Source organism: Rhodococcus sp. NKCM2511 (assembly GCF_014905595.1).
GTDB lineage: Bacteria > Actinomycetota > Actinomycetes > Mycobacteriales > Mycobacteriaceae > Rhodococcoides > Rhodococcoides fascians.
In genome coordinates, this window is sequence record NZ_BNHJ02000002.1 from 428,087 (window position 1) to 445,987 (window position 17,901).

14 protein-coding genes are annotated in these 17,901 nt (G+C 64.6%); 4 read left to right on the forward strand and 10 right to left on the reverse strand.

Annotation, left to right across the window (positions count from 1 at the left end):
- Positions 1–106 precede the first annotated feature (106 nt).
- On the forward strand, positions 107–1,066 hold the full coding sequence (locus JLZ96_RS18685) for a mechanosensitive ion channel family protein (protein WP_045841372.1): 960 nt from the start codon (positions 107–109) through the stop codon (positions 1,064–1,066).
- 50 nt (positions 1,067–1,116) lie between these two features.
- Positions 1,117–1,512, forward strand: coding sequence for a globin (locus tag JLZ96_RS18690; protein ID WP_027497590.1), 396 nt, complete (start codon positions 1,117–1,119; stop codon positions 1,510–1,512).
- Positions 1,513–1,560: 48 nt separating this feature from the next.
- Here JLZ96_RS18690 and JLZ96_RS18695 read toward each other — a convergent pair whose 3' ends face one another.
- Positions 1,561–2,019, reverse strand: coding sequence for a cupin domain-containing protein (locus JLZ96_RS18695; RefSeq protein ID WP_201010939.1), 459 nt, complete (start codon positions 2,017–2,019; stop codon positions 1,561–1,563).
- Between the two features lie 195 nt (positions 2,020–2,214).
- On the opposite strand from JLZ96_RS18695, the gene JLZ96_RS18700 reads away from it, so the two are divergent.
- Positions 2,215–3,816 carry a glycoside hydrolase family 13 protein gene (locus tag JLZ96_RS18700; RefSeq protein WP_374758053.1) on the forward strand — a complete coding sequence of 534 codons (1,602 nt, stop codon included), beginning with the start codon at positions 2,215–2,217 and terminating at the stop codon, positions 3,814–3,816.
- A 45-nt stretch (positions 3,817–3,861) separates the two neighbouring features.
- On the opposite strand, the gene JLZ96_RS18705 is transcribed toward JLZ96_RS18700, so the two are convergent.
- From JLZ96_RS18705 to JLZ96_RS18740, 8 genes are all read right to left on the reverse strand, one after another.
- A complete protein-coding gene (locus JLZ96_RS18705) occupies positions 3,862–4,551 on the reverse strand; it encodes a hypothetical protein (RefSeq protein ID WP_094644326.1) in 690 nt (229 codons plus the stop codon).
- Positions 4,544–5,008 carry a thioesterase family protein gene (locus tag JLZ96_RS18710; protein WP_045841282.1) on the reverse strand — a complete coding sequence of 155 codons (465 nt, stop codon included), beginning with the start codon at positions 5,006–5,008 and terminating at the stop codon, positions 4,544–4,546. Before JLZ96_RS18710 ends, JLZ96_RS18705 begins: the two co-directional genes overlap by 8 nt.
- A 42-nt stretch (positions 5,009–5,050) precedes the next feature.
- Entirely contained in the window at positions 5,051–9,883 is a 4,833-nt protein-coding gene (locus JLZ96_RS18715; protein WP_201010941.1) for an NAD-glutamate dehydrogenase, read from the reverse strand.
- A gap of 135 nt (positions 9,884–10,018) precedes the next feature.
- Entirely contained in the window at positions 10,019–10,435 is a 417-nt protein-coding gene (locus tag JLZ96_RS18720) for a thioesterase family protein (protein WP_027497596.1), read from the reverse strand.
- Position 10,436: 1 nt separating this feature from the next.
- Entirely contained in the window at positions 10,437–12,116 is a 1,680-nt protein-coding gene (gene ettA / locus JLZ96_RS18725) for an energy-dependent translational throttle protein EttA (protein ID WP_032368469.1), read from the reverse strand.
- 125 nt (positions 12,117–12,241) lie between these two features.
- The gene (gene ssb / locus JLZ96_RS18730) at positions 12,242–12,730 is read right to left on the reverse strand and encodes a single-stranded DNA-binding protein (RefSeq protein ID WP_094644328.1); all 489 of its coding nucleotides are present in this window, start codon (positions 12,728–12,730) and stop codon (positions 12,242–12,244) included.
- Between the two features lie 165 nt (positions 12,731–12,895).
- Positions 12,896–13,555 carry a YigZ family protein gene (locus tag JLZ96_RS18735; RefSeq protein WP_094644329.1) on the reverse strand — a complete coding sequence of 220 codons (660 nt, stop codon included), beginning with the start codon at positions 13,553–13,555 and terminating at the stop codon, positions 12,896–12,898.
- 64 nt (positions 13,556–13,619) lie between these two features.
- Positions 13,620–15,416 carry an ABC transporter ATP-binding protein gene (locus tag JLZ96_RS18740; RefSeq protein WP_201010942.1) on the reverse strand — a complete coding sequence of 599 codons (1,797 nt, stop codon included), beginning with the start codon at positions 15,414–15,416 and terminating at the stop codon, positions 13,620–13,622.
- Between the two features lie 82 nt (positions 15,417–15,498).
- Here JLZ96_RS18740 and JLZ96_RS18745 point away from each other — a divergent pair, with 82 nt between their 5' ends.
- A complete protein-coding gene (locus JLZ96_RS18745; RefSeq protein ID WP_057473278.1) occupies positions 15,499–15,924 on the forward strand; it encodes a MarR family winged helix-turn-helix transcriptional regulator in 426 nt (141 codons plus the stop codon).
- Positions 15,925–15,931: 7 nt separating this feature from the next.
- Here JLZ96_RS18745 and JLZ96_RS18750 read toward each other — a convergent pair whose 3' ends face one another.
- Complete coding sequence (locus tag JLZ96_RS18750) at positions 15,932–17,845, reverse strand: cytochrome c oxidase assembly protein (protein WP_374758056.1); 1,914 nt, start codon at positions 17,843–17,845, stop codon at positions 15,932–15,934.
- Positions 17,846–17,901: the final 56 nt, after the last annotated feature.

Genomic DNA, 17,901 nt, shown 5'->3' on the forward strand with positions numbered 1-17,901 from the left:
TTCCGGTTTCCGATCGGCGAGTTCGAGGATCGATACCGCTATGCGCTGCGCGACTGGCAAGATTTCTGTGTCTCCGTAGACTTTTCGGGTGGCTGTATCAACCCTTCTGTCCGTATCGCCGTTACCCGAACCTTCGCTGCTGCGAGAGCTCGACACCCGAGCATTCGAACTGACCGACACCGGACGCGACTGGCTGGTCGACCGTCCGTTGCAGATCCTCGGCTATCTGGTTCTGGCGATCGTGCTCAGGCTCGTGTTGCACCGAATGATCGACCGCTTCACTCGACACGACGCCGGCCGATCACCTGCACTTCTCCGGCCGTTACGCGACCGGTCCTCGGGAACGGTGAAGGGCGAGATACTCAACGAACGGCGCAGACAGCGGGCCAACACGATCGGTTCGGTACTCCGATCTGCGGTGTCGGTCATGATCCTGACCTGGTTCGTGCTGTCGGTGCTCGACGTCGTGGGTGTGAACGTCGCCCCGTTCATCGCGTCGGCGGGGATCGTCGGTGTCGCCCTCGGTTTCGGTGCGCAGAACCTCGTCCGCGACTTCCTGTCCGGAATCTTCATGCTTCTCGAGGATCAGTACGGGGTCGGCGACGTCGTCGATCTCGGTGAGGCGATCGGCACCGTCGAAAGCGTGGGATTGCGCGTCACCACGATCAGAGATGTCAACGGCACCGTGTGGTACTGCCGAAACGGTGAAGTTCTGCGGGTGGGCAACATGAGCCAAGGGTTCGCGGTAGCTGTCCTCGACCTCCCCGTCTCCCACACGGCCAACATCGACGAGGCCTGCGCGGTGGCCGAGAGAACCACCAACGAGGTCGTGGACTCCGGCGACTTCGACAGTGACATCCTCGAACCCCCGGAGATGCTCGGCGTCAATGCCGTCAGCGCCGATACCGTGACCATCCGAATCACGATCAAGACCCGACCCGGCCGCCAATGGGCGGTGCAGCGTCGCCTCCACCGCGACATCCTGCAGTCGTTCGACGATGCCGGTATCAAAGCCCCGTACGCGCTGGGCCGTCCGGGTGGGGTTGCAGTCGAGAGCAGCAGCTGAGGGACAATGAGCGTGACCGACGCCGACGAGGAACGAACAGAGAGAGTGTGATGACCGAACCGCAGCAGACGTTCTACGACGCGGTCGGCGGTGCGGAGACGTTCCGGTTGCTCACGGCGAAGTTCTACGAGGAAGTGGCCAAGGACGAGATCGTGCGGCCCCTGTATCCAGAGGAGGACCTGGCACCGGCCGAACGGCGGATGCGAATGTTCCTCGAGCAGTACTGGGGCGGGCCTCGTACGTACTCCGACGAACGTGGTCATCCACGACTGCGGATGCGGCACAACCCGTTTCGGATCGGGCCGCTCGAACGTGACGCCTGGCTTCGATGCATGCACATCGCGATCGCCTCGATCGACCCAGCCGTCCTGGATTCTGCGCACCGAACGCAACTCGTCGACTACATGGAGATGGCCGCCAATTCGATGATGAACTCGGCAATCTGAGAGCTACGGCGTCACGAACTACGGCGTCACGAACTACAGCGTCACGAACTACAGCGATGCGCCTCGCCGCAGGCCCGCTGCGCCACCTCGGAGGCGGCCGAGCCGGCGGCGGAGCGAGTCGGCTACCCCGAGCACGAAGCTCAGCGGCGCGGGCAGGTGCTGCCGCAAGATGGCGTGCTTGCGCACGTAGTTCTCGACGTGCCACTCCGACCATGTGCCGGCCCGGAACAACGCTGCGTCGCCGGCGACCAGAGTCCGGGGCGCGTGGTCTTCGCTGGACACCACGACCGACCCGTCCATGATGTGGATGATCTCGTCGACTGCGAAGTACCACCGAAAGCGACCGGCCGTGCAATCCCACACATTGGTGGTCGTGGTGCCGTCGGTGCTTCTGGACCACTCCGCGACGCGCGCCCGCGGGTTTCCCTCGAGGATCCACGTGGGTTCGATGGGACTGTCGGAGAGCGAAATATCTTCCAGCCGCACAGCAATGGTCGAGGTTCTCATGGTGTCGTCGCGTCCTCACCGTCGGGCGCGGCACCGGCCGCGACACGTTTCACGTTGCAGAACATACAACACTTTCCAAACGTGGGGATACGTGTCGGTCATGTGAATGAGCACAATCCTTTACTTTCGGATGGTCCGCCTCGACCGGGTGCAGGTAGCACCTCAGCGCCCTCGAATCGTTCGCAGCCCATTCGTTTGGCACTATTGCCAGTTGTGACCGATCCGATCGAAAGCACCGAGTTGTCGTGGTGGCAGGACGCCGTCTTCTACCAGATCTATCCCCGGTCGTTCGCAGATGCGAACGGTGACGGAATCGGTGATCTCGACGGCATCAGAGACAAGCTCGGCTACCTCGAATTGCTCGGTATCGACGCCATCTGGATCGGACCGATCACGCGGTCGCCCATGGCCGATCACGGCTACGACGTTTCCGACCCCCGAGACATCGACCCCATGTTCGGCAGTCTCGAGATCTTCGACGCGTTGCTCGACGAGGCGCACGCCCGCGACATCAAGGTCACGATGGATCTGGTGCCCAATCACACCAGTGACCAACACCGGTGGTTCCAGGCGGCTCTGAACGCCCCTCGTGGCAGCGCCGAGCGAGCGCGCTACATCTTTCGCGACGGGCTCGGCGACGACGGTTCGCAGCCGCCGAACAACTGGCCGAGCATCTTCGGGGGTCCCGCCTGGACGCGAGTCGACGAGAATGACGGCTCCCCCGGTCAGTGGTACCTGCACATCTTCGCGCCCGAACAACCGGACCTGAACTGGGACAACCCCGAGGTCTTCGACGACTTCGCGCGCACACTTCGATTCTGGCTGGACCGAGGCGTCGACGGATTTCGACTCGACGTCGCCCACGGCATGGCAAAACCTGCCGAGTTGGCCGACATGAGCCTCGAGTTCAACGCACTGATGAAGAACGACGACGACGATCCCCGGTTCAACAACCCCCGAGTCCACGAACTGCACCGCCGCATCAGAGCCGTCATGAACGAATACCCCCACGCGGTGACGGTCGGCGAGATCTGGGTCCAGGACAACGTCCGGTTCTCCGAATACATCCGCCCCGACGAGCTGCACCTGGGCTTCAACTTCCGCTTGGCCAGTGTCGATTTCGACGCCGAGACCATCCGCGATGCGATCTCCAACTCGCTCGCGGCCGTCGAACTGGTCGGCGGCACCCCGACGTGGACACTGTCGAACCACGACGTCGAACGCGAGGTCACCAGATACGGCGACGGAGACCTGGGCTACCACCGGGCCCGGGCCATGATTCTCGTCGAATTGGCCCTTCCTGGAACAATTTTCGTATACAACGGTGCCGAGCTCGGGCTACCGAACGTGCAGCTGCCCGACAGCGCCCTGCAGGACCCGGTGTGGGAGCGGTCCGGGCACACCGAGCGCGGACGCGACGGCTGCCGAGTCCCCATGCCGTGGGAGGGTGATGCCCCTCCGTTCGGGTTCTCCACCACCGATCGCACCTGGTTGCCGATGCCGCCGGAGTGGAAGGGGCTGACCGCCGAGGCGCAGCTCGAAGAGGTCGATTCGATGCTCAGCCTGTACCGCACGGCGTTCGAATTGCGCACCCTGCGGCCGGAGTTCACCGGCGGCGGAATCGATTGGTACGGTGCCCCTCCCGGGTGCCTGGCCTTCCGGCGCCGCGGGGGCTTGATCTGCGCCCTCAACGCCTCCGACGAGTCGATCCCACTCCCACCCGGCGAAGTGTTGCTGACCAGCACTCCGCTGGTCGACGGGATGCTTCCCGCGAACGCGGCCGCCTGGCTCGTCTGAGCCGGCCGGCCGGCCGGCTCATCCGAACCGGCCGACCGGCCACGCTCAGCGTTCGACGGTGAGCGACAACTGTTGGCCCGGGCGGCGAACGAACACCGACCCGAACCTGGCATCGAGGCGCAACCACACCTTGGTGGCGCGTACTCGCACCACCTCTGCGGCGGCGATCCTCTCCGGGTCGACGTCGATCGTCAACGGATCGTTACCGTCGTGCGGCACGAAACCCATTGCAGTCAAAGCGAATACAGTGCGCATCGTGACCGAGACGTCGTCGCCGTCACCCGTCACGTGCAACACCTGCTGTTCGAGCAACGAGCTCGGCGGCCCGTGACTGCTGCCGTGTTCCTTCGCCAGTGCGGCACCGCGCTGTGCGAGTCCGATGAGCACCCGCGCGGGGACGTCGTCGAGATGCTCGAATCCGCCGTCGGGAGGAAGGGTGCCACGCCAGGCGGAGTCCATCGAGAAACCCGGGTCGATCACGCCGTCGTCCGCGTTCTGCAGAGCGGACACCAACACATCGGCACCCGCACTGGTGTCGTCGGGCACGATGGTTCCCGCAATCACCCGCGCGGCCAGCGCATCGAAACCGGTTGCCGCCCAACACGACACGCCCCCGCCGGCCCGAGTGCGCAACCGAACGACAGCAGCCTCGTCCAAGCGCAATGCCCTGCTGCAGAACGTCTGGAGGTTCTCCCGCTCGACCGCATCGGGAACGGTCAGAACGCGCTCATACACGCTGCCAACTCACCAGGAACTCGCGCTCGGCGGGAGTGAGCCGACGCAGTCGCTGCGCATCGATGTCGAACGCCGCGATCTGCGTCGACGCCACCACCGCTGCCGGCGTATCCAGCGACGCCCCGCGTGCCCGCACCTCGTACCCCACGACGAAGTCCACCGCGCGGACCGCATCGATCCACATGAAGACGTCGAGGGGTCCGTCCTCGTGTCGCAGCTGCCCGCGATACTTCACGTGCAGATCGGCAATGACGGCACCGTGACGCAGATTCGCAGTCGGCCTGCCGTCCACCAGCAGCCACGGGATCCGCGCCTCTTCGAGCAACGTCACCATTCGCGCGTGGTTGATGTGTTGATACACATCCATATCCGACCACCGCACATCCACAGCGGCGTGAAAGCCCACCCGCTCGGTGGCGGGTCGCTTGTCGGACAGATGGTCGTCGGGCACACTCACGCGCTTACTACCTCTTCTCGATCGAACGAAAGTTCCATGCTGTCAGGGAACCATGTTTCTCACCTGTCGGGCGGCAACCGAGAGTGTGGCCAGGTCCAGCGTCCCCGTCTCGGCGATCTCGGTGAGCGCTGCACGCGAGCGGGCCAACCGCGACGAATTGGTCGATTCCCATTCGGCGATCTTCTCCGTGACCGACTCGTCCGGTTCGCCCGCGGCCAACACGGCCTTGGTGATTCCGCGAAGGGAGGCGTACAGGTCGTCACGAAGAGCCAAGCGCGCCAACGAATGCCATCGATCGCCGCGGGCAAGCTTCGAGACCGCGGTGAGCAACCAGTCGATGCCGATGTGTGCGTCGAGCGCGAAGTAGAGCTCGGCCACCTCCGCCCCGTCCCGGTCGACGATGTCGGCGATATCGATGATGTCGAGCAGGCAATACACGTCGAGCAAGCCGTAGATCCGACGTGCCAGCTCGGCCGGAGCACCTCGTTCCATCGCGGCCCCCGAACGCCGGTCCAAATCGACCGCCTGGTGACCGGAGATCCACGACGCGACCCGCGGCTGCAGAGCGCGAACCTGCCCGGCATAGCGACTGATCTCGGCCCCGACCGCCAACGGCTGCGGCCGATTGGCCAACAGCCACCGGGATACTCGATCGAGCATGCGACGCGATTCGAGCAGCAGCTCGGCCGACACTGCGGTGGGTACGTCTGCCGCGCGAATCGAATCCCACACCTCGTCGAGGCCGAAGATTTCGGTGGCCGCGGCGAATGCCCGGATGGCGTCGGTGCCTGCGGCACCGGAGTCCTCGGTCAACCGATACGGGTAGGTGATTCCGCCACAGTCGATGGCCTCGTTGGCCAGCGTCGTCGCCACCAGTTGACGCCGTAGCGGATGCGCCTTGATGGCATCTGCGTACGGATCCCGCAGTGGCTCGGGGAAATACTTGGGTAGCCGGGGGGCGAAGACGTCGCTGTCGGGAAGCTCGCTGTCGAGCAGTTCAGCTTCCAGTGCCAATTTCACGTGCGCCATCAACGTCGCGAGTTCCGGCGACGTCAGTCCACGCCCGTCTTGCTTGCGACGACGGAGATCGGCCTCGGTGGGCAGAGCCTCGAGCTCCCGATCGAGCCCTCGACGCGTCTCCAGATCCTCGATCACTCGGCTGTGCACCGTCACCAGATGGGGTGCGTCGAATCTGGACGTACCGAGCAACTCGTTCTGCATGATGTTGTCCCACAACACCAATCGCCCGACCTCGTCGGTCATGGACGCAAGCAGCTCATCGCGGTCTTCGCGCGCCAGGTTTCCGTTGGTGATGGCAGTCTCGAGCAGGATCTTGATGTTGACTTCGTGATCGGAACAGTCGACGCCCGCCGAGTTGTCGACGGCGTCGGTGTTGATCTTGCCGCCGGCTGCGGCGTACTCGATCCTGCCCAGTGCGGTGGCACCGAGGTTTCCGCCCTCCCCCACCACGGCCGCCCGCACATCCACGCCGTCGACCCGCACTGCGTCGTTAGCCTTGTCGCCGACTTCGGCGTTGCTCTCACTGGATGCCTTGATGTAGGTGCCGATTCCGCCGTTCCACAGCAGATCCGCGGGAGCCTTCAGGATCGCGTTCACCAACTCTGGTGGTGACAGTGCAGCAACCGATTCGTCCAACCCGAGGGCCGAACGTGCTGCGGCGCTGATGGGTACGGATTTGCGGGTCCGCTCCCACACCCCTCCGCCGGCACTGATGAGCGAGGTGTCGTAGTCCGCCCACGACGACCGCGGCAGGGCGAACAAGCGCTCCCGCTCGGCGAACGACGACTCCCGATCGGGGTCGGGGTCGAGAAAGATGTGCCGGTGGTCGAACGCCGCGAGCAATCGAATGTGTCGGCTCAGCAGCATGCCGTTACCGAATACGTCTCCGCTCATGTCGCCGACGCCGACGACCGTGAAATCCTGACTCTGAGTGTCGATCCCGAGCTCACGGAAGTGCCGCTTGACGCTCTCCCACGCACCCTTGGCGGTGATTCCCATGGCTTTGTGGTCGTATCCGGCGGATCCACCGGACGCGAAGGCGTCACCGAGCCAGAATCCGTACTCGGCAGCGATGCCGTTGGCCATGTCGGAGAAGGTCGCGGTGCCCTTGTCCGCCGCGACGACGAGGTAGGTGTCGTCTCCGTCGCGGCGCACCACCCCGGTAGGTACCGATACCGACCCGGTAGCGCGGTCGAGATTGTCGGTGATGTCGAGCAACCCGGCGATGAACAGTCGGTAGCAGGCTTTGCCTTCCTCGGCGTATGCCTGTCGATCTCGGTCGGCTTCACCGGTGGTCACCGGAGGACGCTTGACGACGAATCCACCCTTGGCCCCGACGGGCACGATGACTGCGTTCTTGACCATCTGAGCCTTGGCGAGCCCGAGAATCTCCGTCCGGAAGTCCTCCCGTCGATCGGACCAGCGCAACCCGCCTCGGGCCACCGCACCGAACCTCAGATGCACCCCCTCGACGCGCGGGGAGTACACGAAGATCTCGAACGTGGGCTTCGGTTTGGGCAGCTCTGCGATGGATTGCGGGTCGAACTTGAGCGAGAGGTACGGGCGATGTGCACCGTCGGATCCCACCACGAAGTGGTTGGTGCGCAACGTCGCTCGAATGAGCTCGAACATGCTGCGCAGAATGCGGTCGGCATCGAGGCTGACGACCTCGTCGATCAGCTCGCCGAGCTGGGTTCCGATGGCCTGCGCGTCCGCCTCGGCACTGGTCTCGGGGTCGAACTGCGCCTCGAACAGTCCGACGAGCAGCCGCGCGGTACGCGGATGCGCCAGGAGGACGCCCTCGATGTTGAACTGACTGTAGGGAAAACCCGCCTGCCGCAGGTACTTGGCGTATGCACGCAACACCACGGCCTGCCGCCAGTGCAGACCTGCACGCATCACCAGTTCGTTGAAACGATCCGCTTCTGCCGCGCCGCTCCACACGGCCGCGAATGCGTCGGTGAATCGATGCTGGACCCGGCTCTCGCGATCGGCCGTGCCTGCCTCGGACAGCTCGGCGTCGAGGTCCCCGTCGATGGCCGAGCGCAACATCTCACGCGAGGCAGAGAGACCGAAATCGTATATCCAGCAAGACATTCCGTCCGGACGCACCACCGGGTACGGCCGCTCGTCGTCGACCTCCACACCGAGACTCTGCAGAATGGGCAACACCTGGGACAGTGATACGCCCGCACCGCCGATGTACAGCGAGAAGCGCCAACTCCCCACGGCCGAACGCTCGTTTCGGTAGAGCTGCATGTCGATCGCTTCGTCGCCGAGTGCTTCGAGGCGGGCAATGTCCGTGACGGCCCTGGCCGGACTGAAGTCCTGCTTGTACGCCTCGGGAAAAGCCTCGGTGTAGCGCTGAATGCGCGCCGGGTCGACGGCTCGGTCGAGGGACACGGCGTCACCCAACGAGTCCTCCCACGTCCGGGTGGTCTCGGTCAGCGCCGCTTCGATCCGGGTGATGTCGTCGGCGGACAGGTGGGGAGAGACGGTGCCCGGTGCGCGGCGCACCGTCACGTGCAGCAGCGCGAGATCCGATTCGGTGACGCGTGCGGTGTAGTCGAGCGAGGTACCACCGAGCTCTCGGAGCAGTCGGTCCTGGATCGCGAGTCGGACGCGAGTGGTGTAGCGATCTCGCGGCAGGTACACCAGAGCACTGACGAAGGACCCACTCGCATCGGGTCGCACGAACAGCTTGACCTTGCGCCGGCGACCCAGCGCCAGAACAGCACTCGCCGTTTCGAACAGCCACGAAGCAGAGGTCGCGAACAGTTCCGACCGCGGCATCGACTGCAGCACCTCGAGCATGGCCTGGCCGGAGAAGGACCCGAGATCATGGCCGGCCTTGGCGATCACCGACCGCACTCGACGCTCGATCACCGGAATGTCGAGGACGTTCTCGTGCAGCGCGGTGACGGTGAAGACACCGACGAATCGATGCTCGGCGGAGTCGTCGGCGTCGATCACACTGACGAAATAGGGGTAGACAGCACGATGGACCGTGGCGGGGTTCGGCCCCTGCGTCAGAGCAACCAGATCGCGCTCACCGACCGGTTCGGGTCCGTCTCCATGTTGACCGGCATCGCGCAGCACACCCAGGCTGCTCGATTCCACACCGGTTGCGGTTCGGTCGCCGTCGCTACCGTCGATCGTGTATCTGCGGTAACCCAGCAAGGTGTAATGGCCGTCGCCCAGCCAACGCAGCAAGGCAGCCGCATCCCGGTGTGCGACGGCTGGTTCGGAGTCGGTGTCGCCGGACGCTGCGGCGACACCGTCCAACCGATCGGCCACGGCAGCCTGCACGCGACGCATCTCGTCGGTGTCGCCGACGACCTGACGCACATCGGCGAGTACTCGACTCGTCTCCTCTTCCAACTGCGCGACGGCATCGTCGGAGGTGGACGGGTGCAGCTGCACGTGTATCCAGGACTCGGCGATGCCGGCCGAGCTCAGCCCGACGAGCACTCCTTCTGCGTTCCGATCGACGGAGAGAATGGGATGGACCACGTCGGTGTATTCGATGCCGAGACGCGAGAGCAGCGACATGATCGATTCGACCAGCAACGGCATATCGTCGGTGACGATTTGTAGGTAGCTTCCCGCACCCTGCTGTGCTGCAGACTCGTTCGGTCGGTGGACCGCCACATTCGCCGTCCCCGGCAGCCGCTCTGCGGCGAGCCGAACGTGCCGCCGAAAAGAGGTGATGTCGGGGGTATGCGCGGACACTGCGACCGCAGTGGCGTCGGTGTGCTCGAAATACTCCGTACGCAATGTCGCCAACTCGGCCACAAGCCTGTCGTCGAGCCCGTCGGCCCAGTCGTCGTCGGTCAGGTCAAGCGAGCGTGACATTGTTTTCGAGTACTCCTTCGTGAGGATTTCCCGACGCCCGCCGATCGCCGGTCGTCGATGACCCCTCGACCCTAGTGCGGGTGACCCCGCAACCGCAGAGATCTCGGGAACCAGCGCGTCAGGCCGATCCGGCAGTCACGACGAATCGCTGTGGAGATACTCGCTCAGTGCAGTTCGTTCGTGTTCGCGCAGCGGCCTGGACGAGGAGGTGTCGAGGTCGAAGGCCACCATCAGTGCCTCCGCGTCTGCACACACCGTTCCGTTTCGATCGGTGACGACGTGCCGGACGCCGTACGAGGTGGTTCCGATACGAGTGATCCACAGCTCGATCACCAGCGGGCCGGAGTCGTCCAGGATCGGGTGCAGGAAGTTGGTGGTCAACGTACGAACCACCACCGCGCCGCGACCTTTCGAGCCCCCCAGGACCGCGTTCAGAAACTGAACGCGGCCTTCCTGGAGGTACTCGACGAACCGGGTGTTGTTGACGTGCCCGAGGCGGTCGGAATCACCCCACCGCACCTGAAGTGTGCAGGTGAAGGTCTGTGCCGACATGTCAGTCTCGGGTCAGCTTCCGGTGCGTGACGCGGTGGGGACGCGCCGCGTCGGGGCCGAGCCGCTCGACCTTGTTGGCCTCGTAGCCCTCGAAGTTGCCCTCGTACCAGTACCAGGCAGCCTCGTTGTCTCCGAAGCCGCCTTCCCACGCCAGGATGTGGGTGCAGGTGCGGTCCAGGAACCACCGGTCGTGCGAGATGACCACGGCGCAACCGGGGAATTCCTCGAGCGCGTTCTCGAGCGATCCGAGTGTCTCGACGTCGAGGTCGTTGGTCGGCTCGTCGAGCAGGATCAGGTTGCCGCCCTGCTTGAGCGTCATTGCCAGGTTGAGACGGTTGCGCTCACCGCCGGAGAGAACTCCGGCGGGCTTCTGCTGATCGTGGCCCTTGAATCCGAACGAGCTGATGTACGCGCGCGACGGGAATTCCGAGTTGCCCACGGTGATGAAGTCCAGGCCGTCGGAGACCGTTTCCCAGACCGTCTTCTTCGAGTCGATGCCCGAGCGGTTCTGGTCGACGTAGCTGAGCTTGACGGTCTGCCCGATCTTCACCTCGCCGCCGTCCGGCTCCTCGAGCCCGACGATGGTCTTGAACAGCGTCGTCTTGCCGACACCGTTGGGTCCGATGACGCCGACGATTCCGTTGCGCGGCAACGTGAACGACAGATCCTTGATCAGCACGCGGCCGTCGAAGCCCTTGTCCAGGCTCTTGACCTCGACCACGACATCGCCGAGGCGCGGCGGGTTGGGGATCTGGATCTCGTCGAAGTCGAGCTTCCTGGTCTTCTCGGCCTCGGCCACCATCTCGTCGTAGCGCGCGAGACGAGACTTGCTCTTGGCTTGACGAGCCTTGGCACCGGAGCGAACCCAGGCGAGTTCGTCCTTGAGCCTCTTCTGCAGCTTCTGGTCCTTCTTGCCCGAGACCTCGAGGCGCGCTGCCTTCTGCTCCAGGTAAGTCGAGTAGTTGCCCTCGTACGCGTGCAGTCGACCGCGGTCGACCTCGCAAATCCACTGCGCGACGTGATCGAGGAAGTATCGATCGTGAGTCACGGCGAGAATGGCACCGGCGTAGGCGGCCAAGTGCTGCTCGAGCCACAGCACACTCTCGGCGTCGAGGTGGTTGGTCGGCTCGTCGAGCAGCAGCAGGTCGGGCTTGCTGAGCAGCAGCTTGCACAGGGCCACGCGACGCTTCTCACCACCGGAGAGGTTGGTGACCGGGGACTCGGGCGGCGGGCAGCGCAGCGCGTCCATCGCCTGCTCGAGCTGGGAGTCGATCTCCCAGGCGTCGGCGTGGTCGAGCTTTTCCTGCAGCTCGCCCATCTCTTCCATGAGCTCGTCGGAGTAGTCGGTTGCCATCAGCTCGGCGATCTCGTTGTAGCGCTTGAGCTGGACCATCGTCTCGCCGAGACCGTCCTCGACGTTCTCGCGAACGGTCTTGGTGTCGTCGAGAATCGGCTCCTGCATGAGGATGCCGACCGAGGCACCGGGATCGAGAAACGCCTCACCGTTTCCGGGCTGATCGATTCCCGCCATGATCTTGAGGATGCTCGACTTACCGGCGCCGTTCGGGCCGACGACGCCGATCTTCGCTCCCGGGTAGAAGCTCATCGTCACGTCGTCGAGGATGACTTTGTCGCCGTGCGCCTTGCGCACCTTCTTCATGGTGTAAATGAATTCAGCCATGCCGCCCAGCTTATCGGTGCGGCCGCGTCGGAACACCATCGACCGAGTCCGCGCCGAGCCCACATCCGTCGTCCGCGGTCGTGCGCGGGTTGCATCCACCGGGGACGACGGACGTCGGCGGGCCGTCAGGCGGGTACCGCCTCGCGGACGTCGTCACCGATTCGATCGCGATCCGGCTCGTCCTCCGGTGGTTCGGCGGCACCCCGATCGTCGTCGGTGAGTGCCTCGTCTGCAGGTACTTCGGGCGCGACCGTCCTGGTCCGATGGATTGCCACGTTGCAGCGCGCAAGGTCCGGCCCGACGGCGCTGGCCCGCATCTCGAGGTCGGATCGTTCGACGCCGTCGCGATTGGTGTATTCGTTGGTGCGCAGCTGTCCGTAGGCGATGATCGGATCGCCCTTCATCAACGATGCGCCGACGCCGCGCACGAGTCGACGCCAGCACGTGACCGTGAGATAGAGGGTGCCGCCGTCGGTCCATTCACCGGTGTTGCGGTCCTGCCGTCGGGCATTGCTCGCCATCCGGAAGCTGAGGACCTCGTCGCCGGTGGGCGTGGAGCGCTTGACGGGATTGGTGATGACGGTGCCCACAACAGCGCACTGAGCTTCGTACATGGTGTCTTCCTCTCGATGAATGTCGCGTGATTGCGATCGAGATCGACACTGCTACGCCGGAGCCGCCCGTGACGGACGTGTTCGCGAAATGTGGACAACCGCTGAGCCTGTGGATGAACGTCCAGGATCGGCTGGTCATGACGCCACTCGTGTCGGACCGGTGTGCTACTCGGTTGTTTCTACGTAAACGTGCCCACCGAGAGCCGGCACCACCCGTCCGGCGGTGAGCGACGCCAACAGCGCTGCAGTCGAATCGGCGTCTGCGACGGCGACGGTGAGCACGGCTCGAGTGTCGTAGGCGGTATCGAGCACCAAGGCCCCGTGTCCGCGTAACTCCGATTCGACCCGTCCCACCTCGGCGTGGTCGAGTTCGAGGGTCAGCACGTCGCGTCGCTCTCGGGTGAGAAACCGAGCCTGGGCAAGTGCCTCGGTGACCGCACCGCCGTACGCGCGGGCCAATCCGCCGGTACCGAGCTTGGTGCCGCCGAAATATCTGCCGACCACCGCGACCACGTTGGTCAGCCCATGACCGCGCAACACCTCGAGCATCGGCGTTCCTGCCGTGCCGCTCGGTTCGCCGTCGTCGTTGGATCGCTCGATGCGGTGGGTCGAGTCTTCGTGGACGACAACGATGCCTGCAGCCGAGGATTCGACGATGAATGCCGAACAGTGATGTCCGGCAGTCGGATCCGCTTTACGTGCCGCAGCGATGACCGCGCGAGCGTCGGCCTCGGTGCTCGCCCTGTCCACCACGGTGACGAACCGCGATCTCTTGACCTCGGTCTCGCACACAACCCGGCCGGCGATAGTTCGAAGCTCGCTCACGCGGCAGCCCAACTCATGCAACAACCCTGATCATGCAACAACCCTGATCATGCAACAACCCTGATCATGCAGCAACGCTGTCCACGACATCATCTGCGGCACGGACCAATTGGGCGTACATACCGTCTTCGGCGAGCAGAGCCTCGTGGTTTCCGACCTCGCGCACGATGCCGTGGTCGAGTACCGCGATGGCGTCTGCTGCACGCACGGTGGACAGGCGATGGGCGATCAGAATGGTGGTACGGCCGTGCATCAAACCGTCGAGCGCTGTCTGCACTGCGCGTTCGGTGCGATTGTCCAGGGCGCTCGTCGCTTCGTCGAGCACCAGAATCGGCGGGTTGCGCAGGACAGTTCGGGCGATTGCGATGCGCTGCTTCTCACCGCCGGAGAATCGGTAGCCGCGCTCGCCGACCATCGTGTCGTAACCGTCGTCGAGGCCGTCGATGAAGTCGTGAATCTGGGCCGTCCGAGCGGCAGCCACGATCTCGTCGTCGGTGGCGTCGGGTTTGGCGAACCGCAGGTTCTCCCTGATGGTGGCGTGGAACAGGTAGGTCTCCTGAGAGACGACGCCCACCAGGTCGGCAATGTTCTCCGACGCCAGATGCCGCAAGTCGACACCGTCGATGGTCACCGAGCCGGCTGTCGGATCATGCAGGCGGGCAACGAGGTATCCCAGCGTGGTCTTGCCCGATCCGGTTGCGCCGACGAGCGCGAGCGTGCTCCCGGCCGGTACGTCGAGATCGATGTTGCACAACGTCGGGACAGTCGCGGCGGCATAGGTGAAGTCGACGCCGCGGAATGCGACATCGCCGCGCACGCTCTCTCGCGAGAGTGTGACCGGGTGCTCGGGTTCGGCGACATCGATGGGCAGATCGAGATACTCGAAGACTCTGCCGAACAACGCCAAGGATGCCTGTACTTCGACGCCGGTGTTGAGCAATTGCATGGTGGGCCGGAACAATTGGGTCTGCAATGCGGTGAACGCGACCAGGGTGCCGATCGTCAACGCACTCCCCTGACCGATGGTGATGCCGGCGAACCAGTACACCAGAGCGGGCATCACGGCGAAGCTGATCTGAATTGTCGCCATCCGCCACTTGCCCGCCATCATCGCGGCCAGTTCGACACCGGCCACCTCGTGCGATCGGTCGGCGAATTTGTCGGTCAGCGCCTGGGCGGAACCGGTGGTCTTGCCCAGAAGAATTCCACTGACGGACAGTGATTCCTCGATCTGGACGGACAGATCGCTGAGCAATTTCTGCCGCTTGGTCGAGATCTTGCGACGCTCGTCGCCGATACGTCGAGCGACTCGCACGAAGATCGGCAGGATGATCAGCGAGAACGTGGCGAGCTTCCAATCGAGCAGGAAGAGCGCGACCACGGTCGCAGCGACCGTCGTGGCGTTCTGCGCGATGGACGTCGCGGTGTTGGTGACGACGGATTGCATGCCGCCGATGTCGTTCGCGATACGCGATTGCACCTCACCGGTGCGCGTTCGCGCGAAGAATCCGAGGGACTGTCTCTGCAGGTGCGAATAGACCTGCACGCGCAGATCGTGCATGAGTTGCTGACCGACGCCGTTGGACATCCAGGTCTGCACCACGCCGAGAGTGTTGGTGGCGACTGCAACAGCGATCATGCCGACCGCGATGAGGCTGACGAGCGTGACGTCGCGGTCGGGAATTGCATGATCGAGGAGTTCGCGAAGAAGTAGAGGTGAGGCGAGCGCAATGATGGCGCTGGCCACGATGATCGCGCTGACGACAGCGATCTTGCGCCGGTAGGGCGTGAACAAAGCCAGGACTCGCCGGACGGGCGCTGGATCGGAAGCGAGTGGTACGCGTTCGGGACGGCTTTCCAAGTAGACCTCCGTGGTAGCTGAAGTAATATGCAGAGGTTACCTCACTATGAGGTTGCGAGCAAGCCTCGCTATGATCCGTCGTATGGACACCGGACACTCGCCCAACCTGAGCGATTCGTTCATGGCCGTTGCCCGAAGAATTCGGCGAAGCCACATGACTGCGCTGGAACCGTTCGGACTCAACCCGTCGCAGAGCAGGGCCATGCACGTCTTGGCGCGCGAACGAGAATCGGTCCGATTGCGTGATCTGGCCGAGCACCTCCGCATCGTCGCGCGATCGGCCACCGACATCGTCGACTCGCTCGAAGCGGCAGAACTGGTGACGCGAGCGCCGGACCCGAGTGATCGACGCGCTGTCCTGGTCGAGCTGACCGACGCCGGCCGCGCCCTGCTCGACCGCGTCGACGAGGCACGACGTCAGGTGTCCGCGGACATGTTCGACGGCCTCGAGCCGGCCGAACGCACCGAACTCGACCGGCTTCTGCACAAGATCGCCGGCAGCGACTGAAACGAAGCTACTGCCTGCCGTCCCGATCACGACGGGCCAGCTCGGCGAACATCGCGTTGTGCGCGGCCAGGTCGGCGTCGTGGTCACGCTCGGCGGCTCTGTCGCCGCGCCTGGCATCGCGATCGTCGCTGCGGGACCACTGGATCAGCAGTGCGAGCATGACCAGCACCAGAGGCACCTCGCCGGTTGCCCACGCGATGCCGCCACCGAGCTTCTGGTCCCCCAGTAGGTCGGAGTTCCAGTCGAGGCCGAGCGTGCGGTAGAACCAGGCACCCATGACGGTGTTCATGCTCATCAGCGCCACACCGAAGAACGCATGAAACGGCAGTGAGCCGAACACCACGGCGAGTTTGGTGACCGGAGCAATCTTGCGCGGAGACGGATCGACGCCGATGACCGTCCAGTAGAACAGGTATCCGCTGAGCACGAAGTGCAGGTTCATCAACAGATGAGCTCCGTGACTGTCCAGTACGGCCCCGAAGATTCCGCCGAGATAGAGCACGTAGAAGCCGCCCACGAAGATCAGCGCCGCGACGAGCGGGTGGGTGACGAACTGCGACAGTCGACTGTGCAGGCCCATCAGCAACCACTCGCGCATCCCCGGGACGCCGTCCTTGCCTGCCGCGGGCAGGACACGCAACGCCAACGTCAGTGCACCACCGAGCGCGAGCAGAACCGGCGCAAGCATCGACAGCATCATGTGTCCGGTCATGTGCACGCTGAACACTGCCGTGGAATACCGTCCGATGCCCGAAGACGTACTGATCAGCAGTGTGAGGCAGCCCAGGACCCAGGCGACGGTGCGACCGACGGGCCACGCGTCGCCGCGCAGTCGCAGCCGACGGACCCCGATCAGATACACCACGGCCATCACGATCGCGGCGGTGCCGAAGATCAGGTCGAAGCGCCAATCGAAAGCCATACGAGCGAACGTCGGCGGTCCGCTGAGGTCGTATCCGAGCGCGGCCTCGGTCGGCGTCAGGTTCGGGTCGATCTCGGCGGGCGGAGGTGTTCGCCCGAGCCCGACGGCCAGACCGACGGTCGCGGCGAGAACGAGCACCTCGGCCCCGGCGAACCGGAGCAGCGGTCCACGGGCGGTGGGATCGGCGATCAGTGCGGGCAGAGCGCGACGCCGCTGCATCCAGCCGAATCCGCCGAGCACGATCAACGCGAGAATCTTGCCCACGATCAGCAGGCCGTACGTCGTGGTGAACAGGTCGGCGAGAGACACCCGAACCAGGGCGTTGATGACTCCGCTGATGCCCATGACGACGAAGCAGACGCCGGCGATCGTGGAGAACCGCCGAGCAGCGACGTCGGTGTGCGCGCCGCGTCTGCGAATATGTGCAAGCAGTGCGAACAGCCCGCCCGCCCACAACGACGCGGCACCGAGGTGCAGGATCAGCGAGTTGGTCGCGATGTCGTGCGATCCGCCCGCCGAGGAATGACCACTGAGCGCAATGGGCAGCAGGGTGGCCAGCGAGAATCCGAGCAGCGCAGGCGTCCAGGACCACCGCAGTACCGTCCTCGATGCAATGGCGACGACGACGGCCATGATGGCCGTCCACCGCCATGCACTGGCGATCTCCACCTGATCCAGCGCGATCCACAGATTCGCCGGCTTCACGGCCTCGGCGAACGGCTGGCCGGAGGTGTCGGACAGCGTCAACGGCACGAGGAGAAGCGCACATACGGCCCAGACGATGGATGCGACCGAGCCGGTGCGAACCGCCCGGTAACCGTCCACGTCGAGCACGCCGTTCTTCTGCGGCGGAACCAGGAACGCCGCCAGCAGGAACGAGCCGACCGCGATGACCGCTGCGATCTCACCGATCGCACGCAGGGCGGGCAGTCCGTAGGTGGTGGCCGGGCCGGGATCAGGGATACCGAGCAGGACCAACGCGTCCGACGCGGACAGCATGACGATCAGGGCAGCGACGACACCGGCGATGACGCCGGCAGTGACGAACACCGACG

Coding starts and splice junctions, on each gene's coding strand:
- JLZ96_RS18690 (WP_027497590.1), top strand. CDS start 1,117: ATGACCGAACCGCAGCAGACGTTCTACGACGCGGTCGGCGGTGCGGAG.
- JLZ96_RS18695 (WP_201010939.1), bottom strand. CDS start 2,019: ATGAGAACCTCGACCATTGCTGTGCGGCTGGAAGATATTTCGCTCTCC.
- JLZ96_RS18715 (WP_201010941.1), bottom strand. CDS start 9,883: ATGTCACGCTCGCTTGACCTGACCGACGACGACTGGGCCGACGGGCTC.
- JLZ96_RS18720 (WP_027497596.1), bottom strand. CDS start 10,435: ATGTCGGCACAGACCTTCACCTGCACACTTCAGGTGCGGTGGGGTGAT.
- ettA (WP_032368469.1), bottom strand. CDS start 12,116: ATGGCTGAATTCATTTACACCATGAAGAAGGTGCGCAAGGCGCACGGC.
- ssb (WP_094644328.1), bottom strand. CDS start 12,730: ATGTACGAAGCTCAGTGCGCTGTTGTGGGCACCGTCATCACCAATCCC.
- JLZ96_RS18745 (WP_057473278.1), top strand. CDS start 15,499: ATGGACACCGGACACTCGCCCAACCTGAGCGATTCGTTCATGGCCGTT.
- JLZ96_RS18750 (WP_374758056.1), bottom strand. CDS start 17,845: ATGCTGTCCGCGTCGGACGCGTTGGTCCTGCTCGGTATCCCTGATCCC.